17 protein-coding genes and 1 other RNA gene are annotated in these 14,224 nt (G+C 69.1%); 14 read left to right on the forward strand and 4 right to left on the reverse strand.

All coding sequences use genetic code 11. From position 1 onward, the window contains the following. Window positions 1-158 precede the first annotated feature (158 nt). The 3 genes from ACPEH1_RS15165 to pepQ all read left to right on the forward strand — a co-directional run bounded on the left by ACPEH1_RS15165 (window position 159) and on the right by pepQ (window position 4,379). Window positions 159-2,621, forward strand: a complete 2,463-nt coding sequence (locus ACPEH1_RS15165; protein ID WP_136002969.1) for a DUF1631 domain-containing protein — start codon at window positions 159-161, stop codon at window positions 2,619-2,621. Further along, window positions 2,618-2,968 (forward strand): PilZ domain-containing protein, encoded by a 351-nt coding sequence (locus tag ACPEH1_RS15170; protein ID WP_153164723.1) that lies wholly within the window; start codon window positions 2,618-2,620, stop codon window positions 2,966-2,968. The genes ACPEH1_RS15165 and ACPEH1_RS15170 overlap by 4 nt, the downstream gene beginning before the upstream one ends. A gap of 82 nt (window positions 2,969-3,050) precedes the next feature. Then, complete coding sequence (gene pepQ / locus ACPEH1_RS15175) at window positions 3,051-4,379, forward strand: Xaa-Pro dipeptidase (protein WP_136002967.1); 1,329 nt, start codon at window positions 3,051-3,053, stop codon at window positions 4,377-4,379. A 142-nt stretch (window positions 4,380-4,521) separates the two neighbouring features. Here the strand turns inward: pepQ and ACPEH1_RS15180 are convergent, their stop codons facing one another. Then, window positions 4,522-5,847, reverse strand: coding sequence for an aminopeptidase P N-terminal domain-containing protein (locus ACPEH1_RS15180; RefSeq protein WP_165699792.1), 1,326 nt, complete (start codon window positions 5,845-5,847; stop codon window positions 4,522-4,524). A gap of 7 nt (window positions 5,848-5,854) precedes the next feature. Then, a complete protein-coding gene (locus tag ACPEH1_RS15185) occupies window positions 5,855-6,403 on the reverse strand; it encodes a UPF0149 family protein (protein WP_423716008.1) in 549 nt (182 codons plus the stop codon). A gap of 199 nt (window positions 6,404-6,602) precedes the next feature. On the opposite strand from ACPEH1_RS15185, the gene ACPEH1_RS15190 reads away from it, so the two are divergent. The 8 genes from ACPEH1_RS15190 (at window position 6,603) to ACPEH1_RS15225 (ending at window position 10,705) form a co-directional block, all read left to right on the forward strand. After that, window positions 6,603-6,824 carry a TIGR02449 family protein gene (locus ACPEH1_RS15190; protein WP_017355837.1) on the forward strand — a complete coding sequence of 74 codons (222 nt, stop codon included), beginning with the start codon at window positions 6,603-6,605 and terminating at the stop codon, window positions 6,822-6,824. Continuing rightward, entirely contained in the window at window positions 6,821-7,117 is a 297-nt protein-coding gene (locus ACPEH1_RS15195) for a cell division protein ZapA (RefSeq protein WP_017355838.1), read from the forward strand. The genes ACPEH1_RS15190 and ACPEH1_RS15195 overlap by 4 nt, the downstream gene beginning before the upstream one ends. A gap of 123 nt (window positions 7,118-7,240) precedes the next feature. Further along, a non-coding RNA gene (gene ssrS, locus ACPEH1_RS15200) (6S RNA) lies at window positions 7,241-7,425 on the forward strand. Window positions 7,426-7,507: 82 nt separating this feature from the next. Beyond that, window positions 7,508-8,110 (forward strand): 5-formyltetrahydrofolate cyclo-ligase, encoded by a 603-nt coding sequence (locus tag ACPEH1_RS15205; protein ID WP_136003180.1) that lies wholly within the window; start codon window positions 7,508-7,510, stop codon window positions 8,108-8,110. A 7-nt stretch (window positions 8,111-8,117) separates the two neighbouring features. Further along, complete coding sequence (locus ACPEH1_RS15210) at window positions 8,118-8,594, forward strand: EVE domain-containing protein (protein WP_017355840.1); 477 nt, start codon at window positions 8,118-8,120, stop codon at window positions 8,592-8,594. A 38-nt stretch (window positions 8,595-8,632) separates the two neighbouring features. Next, window positions 8,633-9,280, forward strand: coding sequence for a ribose-5-phosphate isomerase RpiA (gene rpiA / locus ACPEH1_RS15215; RefSeq protein ID WP_423716009.1), 648 nt, complete (start codon window positions 8,633-8,635; stop codon window positions 9,278-9,280). A gap of 45 nt (window positions 9,281-9,325) precedes the next feature. Continuing rightward, window positions 9,326-9,778: a DUF192 domain-containing protein gene (locus tag ACPEH1_RS15220; RefSeq protein WP_136002966.1), complete on the forward strand. Its 453-nt coding sequence runs from the start codon at window positions 9,326-9,328 to the stop codon at window positions 9,776-9,778. An 81-nt stretch (window positions 9,779-9,859) separates the two neighbouring features. Then, a complete protein-coding gene (locus ACPEH1_RS15225; RefSeq protein WP_136002965.1) occupies window positions 9,860-10,705 on the forward strand; it encodes a SirB1 family protein in 846 nt (281 codons plus the stop codon). A gap of 33 nt (window positions 10,706-10,738) precedes the next feature. Here ACPEH1_RS15225 and ACPEH1_RS15230 read toward each other — a convergent pair whose 3' ends face one another. Further along, a complete protein-coding gene (locus tag ACPEH1_RS15230; RefSeq protein ID WP_136002964.1) occupies window positions 10,739-10,930 on the reverse strand; it encodes a rubredoxin in 192 nt (63 codons plus the stop codon). A gap of 72 nt (window positions 10,931-11,002) precedes the next feature. Between ACPEH1_RS15230 and thiE the strand changes: the two genes are divergently transcribed. After that, window positions 11,003-11,656 (forward strand): thiamine phosphate synthase, encoded by a 654-nt coding sequence (gene thiE / locus ACPEH1_RS15235; protein ID WP_136002963.1) that lies wholly within the window; start codon window positions 11,003-11,005, stop codon window positions 11,654-11,656. After that, window positions 11,653-12,942: a glutamate-1-semialdehyde 2,1-aminomutase gene (gene hemL, locus ACPEH1_RS15240; protein ID WP_017356525.1), complete on the forward strand. Its 1,290-nt coding sequence runs from the start codon at window positions 11,653-11,655 to the stop codon at window positions 12,940-12,942. The genes thiE and hemL overlap by 4 nt, the downstream gene beginning before the upstream one ends. 67 nt (window positions 12,943-13,009) lie before the next feature. Here the strand turns inward: hemL and azu are convergent, their stop codons facing one another. Beyond that, window positions 13,010-13,456: an azurin gene (azu, locus tag ACPEH1_RS15245; RefSeq protein WP_136002962.1), complete on the reverse strand. Its 447-nt coding sequence runs from the start codon at window positions 13,454-13,456 to the stop codon at window positions 13,010-13,012. A gap of 131 nt (window positions 13,457-13,587) precedes the next feature. Here azu and ACPEH1_RS15250 point away from each other — a divergent pair, with 131 nt between their 5' ends. After that, complete coding sequence (locus tag ACPEH1_RS15250; RefSeq protein ID WP_423716017.1) at window positions 13,588-14,196, forward strand: HAD-IA family hydrolase; 609 nt, start codon at window positions 13,588-13,590, stop codon at window positions 14,194-14,196. Window positions 14,197-14,224 lie beyond the last annotated feature (28 nt).

Here is a 14,224-nt window from a genome sequence, read left to right on the forward strand (position 1 = left end):
TCCCGGTTTGTTGCAGGTGGCATGGACCACACGGAACGCAGCCGGGCAGCACCCGGCTCCGTGGCGGCCCGCGGCCGGGGCGCCTTCACGCACCGTGTGGCGGCAAACCGGGGAAACCGTTAGATTCCGGGTACTCAGGGGAGCCGGAACCACCACGGATGTCTGCGTCCGCACCTTCATCGTTTCAGGCCGACAGCGCGCGCTTTGCCAGCGTCGATGCGCCGCCGCGCGTGCGCCGGCTGCTGGCCGCCCTGCACGCGCAGGCGGTACAGACGCTGAGCAACCCGCTCAAGCTGACCATCGTCGAGCTGGAGCGTGAGTTGTTCCGCGATGCGGAACGCGCACGCAACAGCCAGATCCAGGCCGACATCTACGCCCAGGCGCGGCAGCTGCACGAGGTGAACGCCCTGTTCGCGCCGCGCTTCCTGGCCGCCCTGGCCGACGCGCTGGCGCAGCTGCGCCAGCCGCGACAGGCACACCGCCCGGTGGCCGCCGCCACGCCGGTGTCGGCCAATACCCTCACCCTGGTCACCGATACCGACATCGACCGCGATATCGTGCTGGCCGACATCACCCGGCGCGAAGCCCAGCGGTCGGCCAGCGCGCTGCAGCTGCTGGGCCAGCGCTTCGGCGTCCTCGCGGCCGGCCCGGCGTTCGACGTGGAAGATCTGCCCTTCGGCCCGTACGTGCTGTGCCGGATCGCGCGCGAGCTGGGCGAACAGTTCTCGCTGGGGCTGGAGACCCAGCTGGCGTTGTTCCGTGTGTTCGACCGCCAGCTGATCGAGCGTCTCGGCGAGCTGCTGGAGCGCGCCAACATCCTGCTCGGCCACGAAGGCGTGCTCCCCGGCCTGGTCTATACCCCGTATCTGGCCCGTTCGGCGACCACCCGCCGCATCGTCACCGGCGCCGAGCGTGGATCGCCCGCCCGTGCCGGCGGCGCCGGCGCGCGGCCGCTGACCGGCTGGGGCGGTGCCACGCCCGCCGGTGCCTGGGCGGCCATGACCAGCGAAGCGATGGCGGCCCTGCCACGTTCGCTGCAGAACGCCACGCTCGCACCGATGACCGCTGCGGGGGCCGGTGCAGCGGTACCGGCATCCGCTGGCACCGGTGCGGCCGGTCCGGATCTCACGGCACCGGCGATGGCGGCCCTGCACCAGTTGCTGGGCGCCGCGCGCCAGGCCAACGCCGGGGCAGCACCTGCGGACGGCGGCGGTGCCGCGACGCCGGGCGGACCGGCCACGGCGGGTGCGCCCGGTTCCGCCTCCCAGCTTCCCGCGCAACCGGCGCCAGCCAGCACCGCCGTTCCGATTCCGGACGAGGCCCTGCAGGCCACCCTGGCACGCCTGCAGGGCCAGACCGCACACGCGGCGGGCACCCGCCGCAGCATGGCCGACCTGCACAACGCGCTGCTGGCCCAGGTACGCGCCGACCACGGGCCGCAGGCGGCGCTGACCATCAAGGACAACGACACCTTCGACCTGCTGGACATGCTCTACGGGCAGATCCAGCGCGAAGTCCGCCATGACGCGGCCGCCGCCGACCTGCTGACCCGTCTGCAGGTGCCGGTGGCGCGCGCAGCGCTGTCCGACCCCGCCTTCTTCGTGCGCGACCAGCACCCGGCCCGCGAACTGCTCAATGCCGTGGCCGAAGCAGGGGCCACCTGGCTGGGCGAGGAGGATGTCGATCCGCAGCTGGTGGCCAAGCTCAGCCACGCCGTCGACCAGGTGGTACAGAACTACAAGGGCGACACGGCGGTATTCGACGCTGCCAACGACGACATCCAGCAGCATTTCCGCGCACTGGCGCACAAGGCCGAACTGGCCGAACGCCGGCACGTGGAGGCGGCACGCGGCAAAGAGCGCCTGGAATCGGCCAAGCAGCAGGCCAGCGCCAGCATCGAGCAGCTGTGCGCGCAGGCCGCGCCGCCGCGCTTCGTGCAGTCCCTGCTCAAGCAGGCCTGGTCGGACACCCTGACCCTGACCCTGCTGCGCCACGGCGAGGAGTCGCCACAGTGGCAGCAGCGCCAGGAGGAAACAGCCCGCATCGCCGCCATCACCTGCCAGCCGCCGGGCGCTGCGGACAGCGACACCGCGCTGGGTGAGCAGGTCGAAGCCGCGCTGCTGCAGGTGGGGTACCACCAGGACGAGGCCGCCGCGATCGCCCGCCGGCTGTCCACGCCCGGTGGCGAGGATGACAGCACGTCGCGGACCGAACTGACCGCGCGCCTGAAAGCGCGCACCCGCCTCGGCGAACAGGCCGACAGCGCCGACCCGCGCAAGGTCGCACCGCTGGCGCGCAGCACGGCCGAGGAAGACTGCTACCGCCAGCTGCGCACGCTGCCGTTCGGCACCTGGTTCGAGTTCACCACCAACCAGCAAGGTGACGTGCGCCGCCAGCGCCTGTCCTGGTACAGCCTGGTCACGGACAACGCATTGTTCGTCACGCCGCGTGGGCAGAAGGCCGGCGAGCACTCGCTCGACGCCCTTGCCCGCCTGATGGCGCACGGCCAGGCGCGCATCGTCACCGAAGACAAGGGCCGGCTTATCGACCGCGCCTGGCAGGCCACCCTGCGCACCCTGCGCTCGCTGGCAGGCGCCGGCACTCCGGAGGCATCGGCATGAATACCCCCGACACGCGACGCGCGCCCCGCCGCCAGGTGGCCGAGCTGGTGCCGGTCACCGACTGCATGGCCGAGACCATCATCGGCCGCCTCGGCAACGTCTCCGAAACCGGCATGCTGATGCTGGCCTCCGTGCCGATGCACGAGGATGCCCTGTACCAGCTGCAGTTCGCCATTCCCGGGCCGCACGGCCAGCCGCGCGTGCTCGATGTGGGCGCGCACCTGCTGTGGAGCGAACAGACCCATGCGCCCGGCCAGGCCTGGGTGGGCTTCCGCTTCCTGACACTGAGCCGCGAACACCGCGAACAGCTGCGCGACTGGATCGCGCAGGAATCTTCGGCAGTGTGAGTGCCGGTTCCGGCACAGCGCCGCCGGCGCGATTGCGGCAGAATCAGGGGCTGCACTCCGCACTGTCGAACGAGCCCCCGTGATGAACCAGCCAGACCTCGGCGCCCTGTATTCCCACCACATCGGCGTGCTGTGCCGGCGCGCGGATGAAGCGCTGGCGCGCGGCGGTTTCGACCACCTGGTGATTCCCAGCGGCACCCAGCACTACCAGGCGTTCGACGACCGCGACTATCCGTATGCGGTCAACCCGAATTTCAAAGCCTGGCTGCCGCTGACCAAGGTCCCCAACAGCTGGCTGGTGTACACCCCGGGCAAGCGCCCCACGGTGATTTTCCACCAGCCGTTCGACTACTGGCACGTGGTGCCCGACGCGCCCAACGGCTGGTGGGTGGAGCATGTGGACATCGCGATCATCCGCACCCCCGAGGAAGCGCTGACGCTGCTGCCCAGGGACATCGCGCGCTGCGCGATCCTCGGTGAGCCGCAGAGCGCGCTGGGTGCCGTGGTGCCGAACAACCCCGAGCCGGTATTGAGCTACCTGGACTGGCACCGCGCCAGCAAGACGCCGTATGAAATCGCGTTGATGCGCCAGGCCCAGCGCCTCGGCGTGCGCGGCCACCGCGCTGCCGAAGCCGCCTTCCGCGCCGGCGCCAGCGAGTTCGAGATCCACATGGCGTACTGCCGTGCGGTCGGCCAGGACGCCAATGAACTGCCCTACGGCAACATCATCGGTCTCAACGAACACGCCGCGGTACTGCATTACACCGACCTGGGGCGCACCGCACCGCAGCCGCTGCGCAGCTTCCTGATCGATGCCGGCGCCAGCGCGCACGGTTATGCCAGCGACATCACCCGCACCTATGCGGCCGCCGGCCACGACGAGTTCCAGGCGATGATCGACGCGGTCGACACCGCGCAGCAGGTCATGTGCGCCGGGGTGCGTGCGGGGGTGGACTACAAGCAGCTGCACATCGACGCGCACCTGTCGCTGATGGGCATCCTCAAGGACGTCGGCGTGCTCAAGGTGTCTGCCGAGGCCGCCCTGGCCACCGGCGTCAGCGCCGCGTTCTTCCCGCACGGCCTGGGTCATCTGATCGGCCTGCAGGTGCACGATGTCGCCGGCTTCGCCGCCAGCGACCGCGGCGGCCGCGTCGAACGCCCGCAGGGCCACCCCTACCTGCGCCTGACCCGCGTGCTGGAGCCGGGCATGGTGGTCACCATCGAGCCGGGCCTCTACTTCATCGACATGCTGCTGGACGAAGTGAAGCAGGCCGGCAACGCCGACAGCATCGACTGGGGCCGCGTGGACTTCTTCCGCCCGTATGGCGGCATCCGTATCGAAGACGAGGTGCTGTGCACCGACGGCGACGCCGACAACCTCACCCGCCCTGCCTTCGCCGCCGCGGATTGACCAGCCGCGGGTAGAGCCGACCGCTGGTCGGCTATCGCGCGCAACGCGGGGTGTCGCGATGCCGGCGCGGAGAGCAGCCGACCAGAGGTCGGCTGTGCGGGGCGATGCGGCGTTGGTCGGCAACGCCGCGCCCCGGGCCGGCTCAGCGCGCGGCCATCTCCGCTTCGATCTCGTCCGCGCTGCGCGCCAAGGCGGCGGTCAGCACCTGGTGGCCGTTGTCGGTGATCAGCACATCGTCCTCGGTGCGGATGCCGATGCCACGCCAGCGCGCCTCCACGGTGCGATCATCGACCGAGACATACAGACCCGGCTCGATGGTGAACACCATGCCCGGTTCCAGCATCCGCGAGTCGCCAGCCAGGCGGTAATCGCCGACATCATGTACATCCAGCCCCAGCCAATGGCCGGTCTTGTGCCGGTAAAAGCGCTGGTAATGACCCTCGGCGATGTTCTCTTCCAGGCTGCCCTTCAGCAGTCCCAGCCGCAGCAGGCCTTCGGTGAGCGTTTCCACCGCCGCCAGGTGCCCGGCCTCGTACGCCTGGCCCGGGCGCGCCTGGGCCAACGCGGCCGCCTGCGCCGCGCCCACCAGATCGTGCAGCGCACGCTGTTCGGGCGTGAAACGGCCGTTGACCGGGAAAGTCCGCGTGATGTCGCTGGCATACCCGCGGTACTCGGCGCCGGCGTCGATCAGGACCAGATCACCGTCGCGGCTGCAGGCAGTGTTGTCGCGGTAATGCAGGATGCAGGCGTTGGCGCCGGCCCCGACAATGCTGCCGTACGCGGCCCAGGCATCGTTGGCGCGGAACTGGCGTTCCAGGTCGGCCTGCAGCTCGTACTCGTGGATGCCTGGCCGCGCCACCCGCATCGCGACGCGATGCGCCTGCACGCTGATGTCCGCCGCGCGCTGCATCAAGGCGATCTCGGCCGCAGACTTGAACAGGCGCTGCTCATGCAGCAGGTGGCCCAGCTCCAGGAACTCGTGCGGCGGCTGGGCGCCATGACGGACCTGGGAGCGCACGCGGTTGACCCAGCCGATCAGCTTGAGGTCGAACTCCGCATCACGGCCGAAGTGGTAATACACCCGCGAACGGCCCTCGAGCAGGCCCGGCAGGATGTCGTCCAGATCGTCGATCGGGTACGCATCGTCCATGCCGTAGCGCGACACCGCGCCCTCCTGGCCGGCGCGTGCGCCATCCCAGGCCTCGCGGTCGGCATCGCGCTCGCGGCAGAACAGGATCACCTCGCCGTGGCGGCGCCCGGGGATCAGCACCAGCACCGCCTCCGGCTCGGGAAAGCCGGACAGGTACCAGAAATCCGAGTCCTGGCGGAACGGATAGTGGGTATCCAGGCTGCGCACGCGCTCGGCGGCGGCCGGCAGCACCAGGATCGCGTCGTCGCCGGCCATTTCCATCAACTGGCGGCGGCGACGGGTGTATTCGGCGGCGGAGATGCCGGTCAGCTGCCGGATATCCATCTCAGTTCAGGCGCTGCCGATGGCGCGCGGCCATGACGCAGTCCCCGTGCAGCAGCAGCACCGCCACGCGGATGAACTCCTCGATTTCGGCCAGCGCATCGTCGTCATCGTCGTTGCCGCTTTCAAAATCCTCGCTCGACGCCTGGGCCAGCTTGGCCAGGTCGTTGAGCGCCTCTTCGCCTTCCTCGGACAGCGTCGGGCGGCGACCACCCGCGCCCAGCCCGAAGCCGCCCAGGAACGCGCGCGCCCAGGTGAACAGGGCGTCGGCCTGCGCGGCAGTGTCGCCGGCATCGGACAGCAGCAGCTCGAAGGCGAAATCACGGTCTTCCAGCTGGGCCACACTGGCCTCCAGCAGACGCGACAGCGCCTCGCCCTCTGCCGGCACCGGCAGGGCGTCGTCGGCCAGCACCCGCGCCGGCCATTCGCGCACCGGCGCACCACCGGCGGACAGCCAACCGCACAGGCCGCCGTGGAGTTCAGCGGCGCTGGCGCCCAGGCCCAGGGCCTGGCTGGCCTGGTTTACGTCGTCGACACTCGGAAGTTCGGTCATCTTGGGGCTCGATCAGAAAAAGGTGCCACCGCAGCCGATCACCACGGTTTGTGAGCGCGACAGTGTAGCAATCCGGCCGTCTTCCCCGGGTCGTTGCCGTGCGTCCGGGCTGCCCGCGACAGACCCCGGCCCGGACCGCCGCACGCCCCCGTCATTATTCGCTTGACCGCCCTGTACGCCCTTGCCTATCGTGCCGCTCATGGAACCCGCCGACGCCATCGCCCAGTTGCAGGCCTTCGCCGCACGCGTGGAGGCGTTGCTTGAGCGCAACCAGCGCCTGGCCGAGGAGAACCGCAGTCTCCGCCACCAGCAGGAACAGCTGGTGGCCGAGCGGTCCCAGCTTCTGGCCAAGAACGAGCAGGCCCGCTCCCGGGTCGAAGCGATGATCACCCGCCTCAAGTCCCTGGAGCAGCACACATGAGCCAGACCGAACCGGTCAGTGTCCGCATCCTGGACCGCGAGTACACGGTGGGCGTGGGCGCCGAGGAACGCGAAAGCCTCACGGCGGCGGCCAGGCTGCTGGACGCCAAGATGCGCGAGATCCGCGGCAGCAATCGCATGGCTGCAGTGGACCGGGTGGCGGTGCTGGCCGCGCTCAACCTCGCCCATGAGCTGCAGCAGCTGCGCGACGACCATGCCCGCCAGGCGGTGGCGCTGCAGCAGACGCTGGCCGACCTGAACCGGCGTCTGGACCGCGCCATCGACGGCGCCTGACCGCGCGTGGAACATCGCCACGCGTGCGGCGATGAACACGCGCCTGTCATCGATCTGAATTCTCCTGCAATCCAACCGACGAACGGCCTATCCCCCGGCGCGCGCTTGGCTATAATGGCGACGCGTTCTCTGCTGTGAACGACGGCGTGTGCAAACATTCGCCTTGTCCCTTAATTACGACCACGGGTGCGCGACGGCGCCGGGAGTGCAGGTCCGCCTTGTAGCGGGAAGCCCGAAGGAACCCCAGCGTACCCACTTGAACCCCGGGTTCAAGGTCGTTTCGCACGCATCGTCACCGCGGAGAATGCAATATTCCGGCAAGAGCGACGTTCCCCTGGAGCGTCGCTCTTGTTTTATCCGCCGCTCTCCTTCCATGACCTGGACCCCGGCATGACCGACCCGCGCCTGGCCCTGCGCCAGCAGTTGCGCCACGCCCGTCGAGACCTCCCCGCCGCGCACCGCCTGGCCGCTGCCGACACCCTGGCCGATGCGCTGCTGTCGTTGCCGTTCGCCCCCACCGCAGGCCATGTCGCCGGTTACTGGGCGATGGATGGCGAGATCGCCCTGCACCGCTGGCAGATGCAGTTGCCCGACAACGTGGTCTATTGCCTGCCGGTACTGCATGCGCAGACGCTGCGCTTCGCGCCTTGGCGTCCCGGGCAGCCGCTGACCGCCAACCGGTTCGGCATTCCCGAGCCGGACATGCCGATCGCGCAGACCCTGGCGCCCGAGGAGATGGCGCTGGTGGTGGCACCGCTGGTCGGATTCGACAGCCAGTGCCGGCGACTCGGCATGGGAGGCGGCTGGTATGATCGCAGCTTCGCATTCCGGCAGGCGCGCCAGGCCCCGCCGTGGCTGGTCGGCGTCGGATTCTCGATCCAGCAGGTGGACGCCCTTCCGGTCGCGCCCTGGGATGTCCCGGTCGATGCGATCTGCACCGAACTGTCCACCCTTGTTCCCGCGCCGGTCCACGATCGGCACCCACCGCGATAGAGATGGCATGACCGCACGCAAGCGCTACTGGCTGATGAAGTCCGAACCGGACGCCTTTTCCATCGACGATCTGCAGCGCGTCGGTCGCGAGCCTTGGAACGGCGTGCGCAACTACCAGGCGCGCAACTTCATGCGCGATGGCATGAAGGTCGGCGATGGCGTGCTGTTCTACCACTCCAACACCAAGGTCCCCGGCATCGTCGGGCTGGCCACCGTGGCCAGCGACGCTTACCCGGACGAGACCCAGTTCGACGCCGGGTCGGACTATTACGATCCCAAGGCCACCCGCGAAGAACCGCGCTGGCTGCTGGTGGACGTGGCCTTCGAGCGCAAACTGCGCAACACGATTTCGCTGGACGAGATCAAGCTGCATGCCGATGCGCTGGGCGAGGGGTTCCCGCTCATCGCGCGCGGCAACCGCCTGTCTATCCTGCCGGTGACAGCAGCGCAATGGAAAACGCTGCTGTCGCTGGAAAAGCACTGACCCTTTTCTTTCCTCCTCGTCACCAAGAGTTCTCCGCCATGTCCGAAGCCAAGCGCCTGGCCGCCGAAAAAGCCCTGGAATACGTCGAAGACGGCATGATCGTCGGTGTCGGCACCGGGTCCACCGTTGCCTACTTCATCGACGGTCTGGCCCGCATCAAGCACCGCATCAAGGGCACCGTGTCCAGCTCCGAACAGAGCACCGCGCGCCTGCGCGAGCACGGCATCGAGGTGATGGAACTGAATCACACCGGCACGCTCTCGCTGTACGTGGACGGCGCCGACGAATGCGACGGCAACAAGTGCCTGATCAAGGGCGGTGGCGCTGCCCTGACCCGCGAAAAGATCATTGCCGAGGCCAGCGAGCGCTTCGTCTGCATCGTCGACCCGAGCAAGCAGGTCAAGGTGCTGGGCCGCTTCCCGCTGCCGGTGGAAGTCATCCCGATGGCGCGCAGCCTGGTGGCGCGCCGGATCCTGGAAATGACCGGCGGCCAGCCGGCGTGGCGCGAAGGCGTGATCACCGACAACGGCAACGTCATTCTGGACATCCACCATCTGGAAATCACCGACCCGGTGAAGCTGGAGCGCGAGCTCAACCAGCTGCCCGGCGTGGTCTGCGTGGGCCTGTTCGCGCGGCGCCCGGCCGACGTGGTGATCGTCGGTGGCCAACCGCCGCAGGTGTTCTGATCCCCTGGCCGGCGCCCGGCGCCGGCCCTACCGTCGAGGTGAACGATGATTCTCAAGCGTCTGCTGCCGCTGCTGTTGCTGCTCGCCCTGACCGGTTGCGCCAGCACCGGCGCCCGCCACTGGGTCGAACTGGGCGGTACGCGGTACAAGGTCGAACTGGCGACCAGCGATGAAACCCGCGCACGCGGGCTGATGTTCCGCGACCACATGCCCGACGACCACGGCATGCTGTTCATCCACGAACGCGAGGAGCTGCAGGCGTACTGGATGAAGAACACCAAGATCGCGCTGGACATCCTGTACTTCGATGCGCAGCGCCGGCTGGTCAGCCAGTCGCGCGACGTTCCGCCGTGCTCGGCCGGCGACCGTTGCCCGCCCTACCCCAGCAGCGGCCCGGCACGGTATGTGCTCGAGCTCAACGCCGGCCAGGCCGAAAAACTGGGCCTGGCCGATGGCACCGAGCTGGTGTTCGGCCCCGGCATCGACGACGCCCGATAAGGGAGTGACCGCCGGCCACGGCTGGCGGTCTTTCACATGGCCCCGCTTGAATCGCGAGGCATTTGTCGCCAGTCTTGTCCCATGCAGGGGCAGATGACATTACCGGAGTGGGATTCGCTGGCCGACCTGGACGACGAGGCGCTGCCCCTGTTGCCCACCGCGCTGCTGATCGCCCGCGATGAGTACCCCGACCTGGACCCGAAGGTCTACGACGCGCTCATCCAGAGCCATGTCGAGCACCTGCGCACGGAGGTCGGCACGATCGAGATGTGGCCGATGAAGATCGCGGCCGTCAACCGCCACCTGTTCGACGAACTGGGCTACAGCGGCGACCACGGCGAGTACTACGACCCGCGCAACAGCTACCTCAACCAGGTGTTCGAACGCCGCCTGGGCAACCCGATCTCGCTGGCCCTGGTGCAGATGGAAGTCTCGCGCCGGCTGGGCATTCCGCTGGACGGAGTGTCCTTCCCCGGCCATTTCCTGGTGCGCCTGCCGGTCAACGACGGCGTCCTGGTGATGGACCCCTTCAACGGCGGTCGCCCACTGGACGTGGAAGAACTGCGCGAGCGCGCCCGCTCGCACCTGGGCGGCGAGGTTCCCGATGACGACGTGCTGGCGCAGATCCTCGATCCGGCGCCGGCACGCGCGATCCTGATGCGCATGCTGCGCAATCTGCACGGGGTGTATGCCGAGCGCGGCGAATGGGACCGCGCCGCACGCTGTGCGGACCGCCTGCTGAAACTGGCCCCCGAGCAGGACGACGCATTGCGCGACCGCGGACTGGCCTACCTGCAGCTGGATTACCAGGCCGGCGCGCACCGCGACCTGGCCCAGTACCTGCAGCGCAATGGCCAGGCCAGCGACGCCCAGTGGGTGCGCGAGAAACTGGTGGCGCTGGGCGGGCGCACGCCGCGGCTGCACTGAACACCGCAAGCCGCGATTGACCCGCCAGGCGGATCAGTCCACCTCGACCATCTCGAAATCGTCCTTGGTCACGCCGCAGTCCGGGCACGTCCAGGTATCGGGAATGTCTTCCCAGCGGGTGCCCGGCGCGATCCCCTCTTCCGGCAGACCGTCTTCTTCCTTGTACAGAAAGCCGCAGACAACGCACATCCAGGTGCGGAAAGTGGTGGCGGTGGCATCGGTCATTGGATAATCACGGCGGGACAGGAACGGGCAGCGCCCATTGTCCCACTCCCGTCGTGCTACCGGTAGCCACCGATGACTTCTGCGTCCCGCCTTTCCCCACGCCCCCGTGGCGTTTACCTGATCACCCCCGACGAGGCCGATACCGCCCGCCTGCTGGCGCGCACCGCGCCGCTGCTGGCTGCCGGCGCCACCTGGCTGCAGTACCGCAACAAGACCGCCGACGCCGCCCTGAAGGAGGCGCAGGCCACCGGGCTGCAGGCACTGTGCGCGCAGCACGGGGTGCCGCTGATCATCAATGACGACCCGCACCTCGCCCACCGCGTGGGCGCCGCCGGTGTCCACCTGGGCGGCACCGATGGGGACATCGGCGCCGCGCGCGCCCTGCTGGGCGCGGCGGCCATCATCGGCGCGTCCTGCTACGACCAGCTGGCCAACGCCGAGCATGCGGTCGCCGCCGGCGCCAGCTATGTGGCCTTCGGTGCGTTCTTCCCCACCACCACCAAGGTCACCCGCAGCCGCGCCACCCCCGACCTGCTGCGGCAAAGCGCCGCACTGGGCGTGCCGCGGGTGGCGATCGGCGGGCTGACCCCGGACAATGTCGGTCCCGTCATCGCGGCCGGCGCCGATCTGGTGGCCGTGGTCAGCAGCGTATTCGCCGCCGACGATCCGGTCGCCATCCAGCGCGCCTTCCTCGCCCAGTTCCCGCCTCACCAGGACACCCCATGAACCACGACCAGTCCCACGCCCTGTTCACCCGCGCACAGGCGCTGCTGCCCGGCGGCGTCAACTCGCCGGTGCGCGCGTTCAAGTCGGTTGGCGGTGAACCGTTCTTCGTGCAGCGCGCCGATGGCCCGTACCTGTACGACGTGGACGGCAACCGCTACATCGACTACGTCGGGTCGTGGGGCCCGATGATCGTCGGCCACAACCACCCGGCCGTGCGCCAGGCGGTCAAGCGCGCCATCGACAACGGCCTGTCCTTCGGCGCACCGTGCGAGGCCGAAGTAGTGATGGCCGAGACGCTCACCCGGCTGGTGCCGTCGTGCGAGATGGTGCGCATGGTCAACTCCGGTACCGAAGCCACGCTGTCGGCGATCCGCCTGGCGCGGGGTGCCACCGGCCGCAGCCGCATCGTCAAGTTCGAAGGCTGCTACCACGGTCACGGCGATTCGTTCCTGGTCAAGGCCGGCAGCGGCATGCTGACGCTGGGCGTGCCCACCTCGCCGGGCGTGCCGGCGGGCCTGAGCGAACTGACACTGACCCTGCCCTACAACGATTTCGACGCGGCCACCGCGCTGTTCGCCGAACAGGGCGAGCACATCGCCGGCCTGATCATCGAACCGGTGGTGGGCAACGCCAACTGCATTCCGCCGCGCGAAGGCTACCTGCAGCACCTGCGTGCGCTGTGCACGCAGTACGGCACGCTGCTGATCTTCGACGAAGTGATGACCGGCTTCCGCGTCGCCCTCGGCGGCGCGCAGGCACACTACGGCATCACCCCCGACCTGACCACGTTCGGCAAGATCATCGGAGGCGGCATGCCGGTGGGGGCCTACGGCGGGCGTCGCGAGCTGATGTCGCAGATCGCGCCCGCCGGCCCGATCTACCAGGCGGGCACCCTGAGCGGCAACCCGGTGGCGATGGCCGCTGGCCTGGCGATGCTCGAGCTGGTGCAGGAACCGGGCTTCCACGACCGCCTGAGCGCTGCGAGCGCCCGCCTGTGCGCCGGCCTCGAGGATGCGGCCGCGGCGGCCGGCGTGGCCGTTACCACCACGCAGGTGGGGGCGATGTTCGGCCTGTTCTTCACCGACCAGAAAGTGGACACCTATGCGCAGGCCGTTGCCTGCGACATCGGCGCGTTCAACCGCTTCTTCCACGCCATGCTCGAGCGCGGCGTGTTCCTGGCACCCTCGGCCTACGAGGCCGGCTTCCTGTCCAGCGCCCACGACGACAGCGTGATCGACGCAACGATCGCCGCAGCGCGCGACGCGTTCAAGGTCGTCAACGGCTGATCCAGCGGGAAGGGTACGGGGCTACCGACCCGCGGTCGGTAGCTGCCGGCCGGTTGGTGTTCGGGACTCACCCGAATACAAACCGGCCTTTCATCATCGCGAAGTGGCCCGGGAACGAGCAGAAGAAAGTGTAGTCGCCGCCCTTGGTGAGCCTGGCGGTGGAGAAGGTGACGCTGGTGCTCTGTCCCCCCCCGATCACCGGCGTGTGCGCCAGCACGCGCGCGTCGCCCTTCGGCAGATAGCTGTCGGCCAGCTTCATGCGCATGCCGGCCATCGCCACCGGCTGGTAGTCCGCACTGCGGGTCAGCACCCAGTTGTGGCCCATCGTGGTGGCGGCCAGCTTACCGGTGTGGCGCAGGGTCAGCTTGACCTGGCTGCAGTCCGCAGCGACCTTGATCTCCTTCTGGCTGAAGCTCATCTGATCGGTGCTGTCCAGAGCGACCGCGCAGACGCGGGCGTGGGCAGACGGGGCCAGCACCAGGCCGGCGAGCAACACGGGAACAAGCAGTTTCAAGACAATCTCCAGTCAACGGTCCCCGCGATTCTAGGGGCCGCGTACGCGCACGACCTGCGACGCGATGTCGCAGCGCGCCCCGTCGCTGGGGTACGGTCAGCATTGGACCTGGACGAGAGTGCCCGATGCCGATGGCCGTGGACTGCCTGCTGCTGGATGTCGATGGCGTGCTGGTGCGCTATGCGCGGCACCTGCGCGTACGCCACCTCGCCGCCGCCTGCGGTTGCAGCGCGGCGGCGGTGCACGCCGCCCTGTTCGACAGCGGACTCGACCGCGAGCATGACAGCGGGCTGGACAGCGCCGTGTATCTGGCACGCCTGGGCCAGGCGTTGGGCACGCCGGTCAGCGCGGCGCAGTGGCGGGCCGCGCGCATTGCCGCCTCCATGCTACAGGCCGGGGTGATCGAGCGCGTGCAGCGCATCGCGCGGCATCTGCCGATCGCGGTGCTGACCAACAACGGGGCCATGATGGCCGATACGATTCCGCGCCTGCTGCCGACCCTGGCCGACGCACTGCGCGGACGTATCCTGTGCAGCGGCGCATTGGGCGGGCGCAAACCCGATCCGGCGGTGTTCCTGCAGGCCACGGCGCTGCTCGGCCTGCGACCGGAACGGACGCTGTTCGTGGACGATCTGTTCACCAACGTGCGCGGCGCGCGCGTGGCCGGCCTGCAGGCCGAAACCGCAGCCGACAGCCGTACCTTCGGCAAGGTCATGAAGCGCTACGGGCTGAGCGGCTGAGCGGGACCGCGTACGCGCCCCCGGGCAG

The sequence above is a fragment of the Stenotrophomonas sp. NPDC077421 genome, assembly GCF_049545505.1.
Classification (GTDB): Bacteria; Pseudomonadota; Gammaproteobacteria; order Xanthomonadales; family Xanthomonadaceae; genus Stenotrophomonas; species Stenotrophomonas nematodicola.

Bases quoted from the DNA above. Each gene is read 5' to 3' on its own strand.
- ACPEH1_RS15230 (WP_136002964.1), bottom strand. From the start codon at position 10,930: ATGACCGATGCCACCGCCACCACTTTCCGCACCTGGATGTGCGTTGTC.
- ACPEH1_RS15195 (WP_017355838.1), top strand. From the start codon at position 6,821: ATGAGCCAGACCGAACCGGTCAGTGTCCGCATCCTGGACCGCGAGTAC.
- ACPEH1_RS15205 (WP_136003180.1), top strand. From the start codon at position 7,508: ATGACCGACCCGCGCCTGGCCCTGCGCCAGCAGTTGCGCCACGCCCGT.
- ACPEH1_RS15185 (WP_423716008.1), bottom strand. From the start codon at position 6,403: ATGACCGAACTTCCGAGTGTCGACGACGTAAACCAGGCCAGCCAGGCC.
- ACPEH1_RS15210 (WP_017355840.1), top strand. From the start codon at position 8,118: ATGACCGCACGCAAGCGCTACTGGCTGATGAAGTCCGAACCGGACGCC.
- rpiA (WP_423716009.1), top strand. From the start codon at position 8,633: ATGTCCGAAGCCAAGCGCCTGGCCGCCGAAAAAGCCCTGGAATACGTC.
- ACPEH1_RS15225 (WP_136002965.1), top strand. From the start codon at position 9,860: ATGCAGGGGCAGATGACATTACCGGAGTGGGATTCGCTGGCCGACCTG.
- ACPEH1_RS15170 (WP_153164723.1), top strand. From the start codon at position 2,618: ATGAATACCCCCGACACGCGACGCGCGCCCCGCCGCCAGGTGGCCGAG.
- ACPEH1_RS15165 (WP_136002969.1), top strand. From the start codon at position 159: ATGTCTGCGTCCGCACCTTCATCGTTTCAGGCCGACAGCGCGCGCTTT.
- hemL (WP_017356525.1), top strand. From the start codon at position 11,653: ATGAACCACGACCAGTCCCACGCCCTGTTCACCCGCGCACAGGCGCTG.
- ACPEH1_RS15220 (WP_136002966.1), top strand. From the start codon at position 9,326: ATGATTCTCAAGCGTCTGCTGCCGCTGCTGTTGCTGCTCGCCCTGACC.
- pepQ (WP_136002967.1), top strand. From the start codon at position 3,051: ATGAACCAGCCAGACCTCGGCGCCCTGTATTCCCACCACATCGGCGTG.
- ACPEH1_RS15250 (WP_423716017.1), top strand. From the start codon at position 13,588: ATGGCCGTGGACTGCCTGCTGCTGGATGTCGATGGCGTGCTGGTGCGC.
- thiE (WP_136002963.1), top strand. From the start codon at position 11,003: ATGACTTCTGCGTCCCGCCTTTCCCCACGCCCCCGTGGCGTTTACCTG.
- ACPEH1_RS15190 (WP_017355837.1), top strand. From the start codon at position 6,603: ATGGAACCCGCCGACGCCATCGCCCAGTTGCAGGCCTTCGCCGCACGC.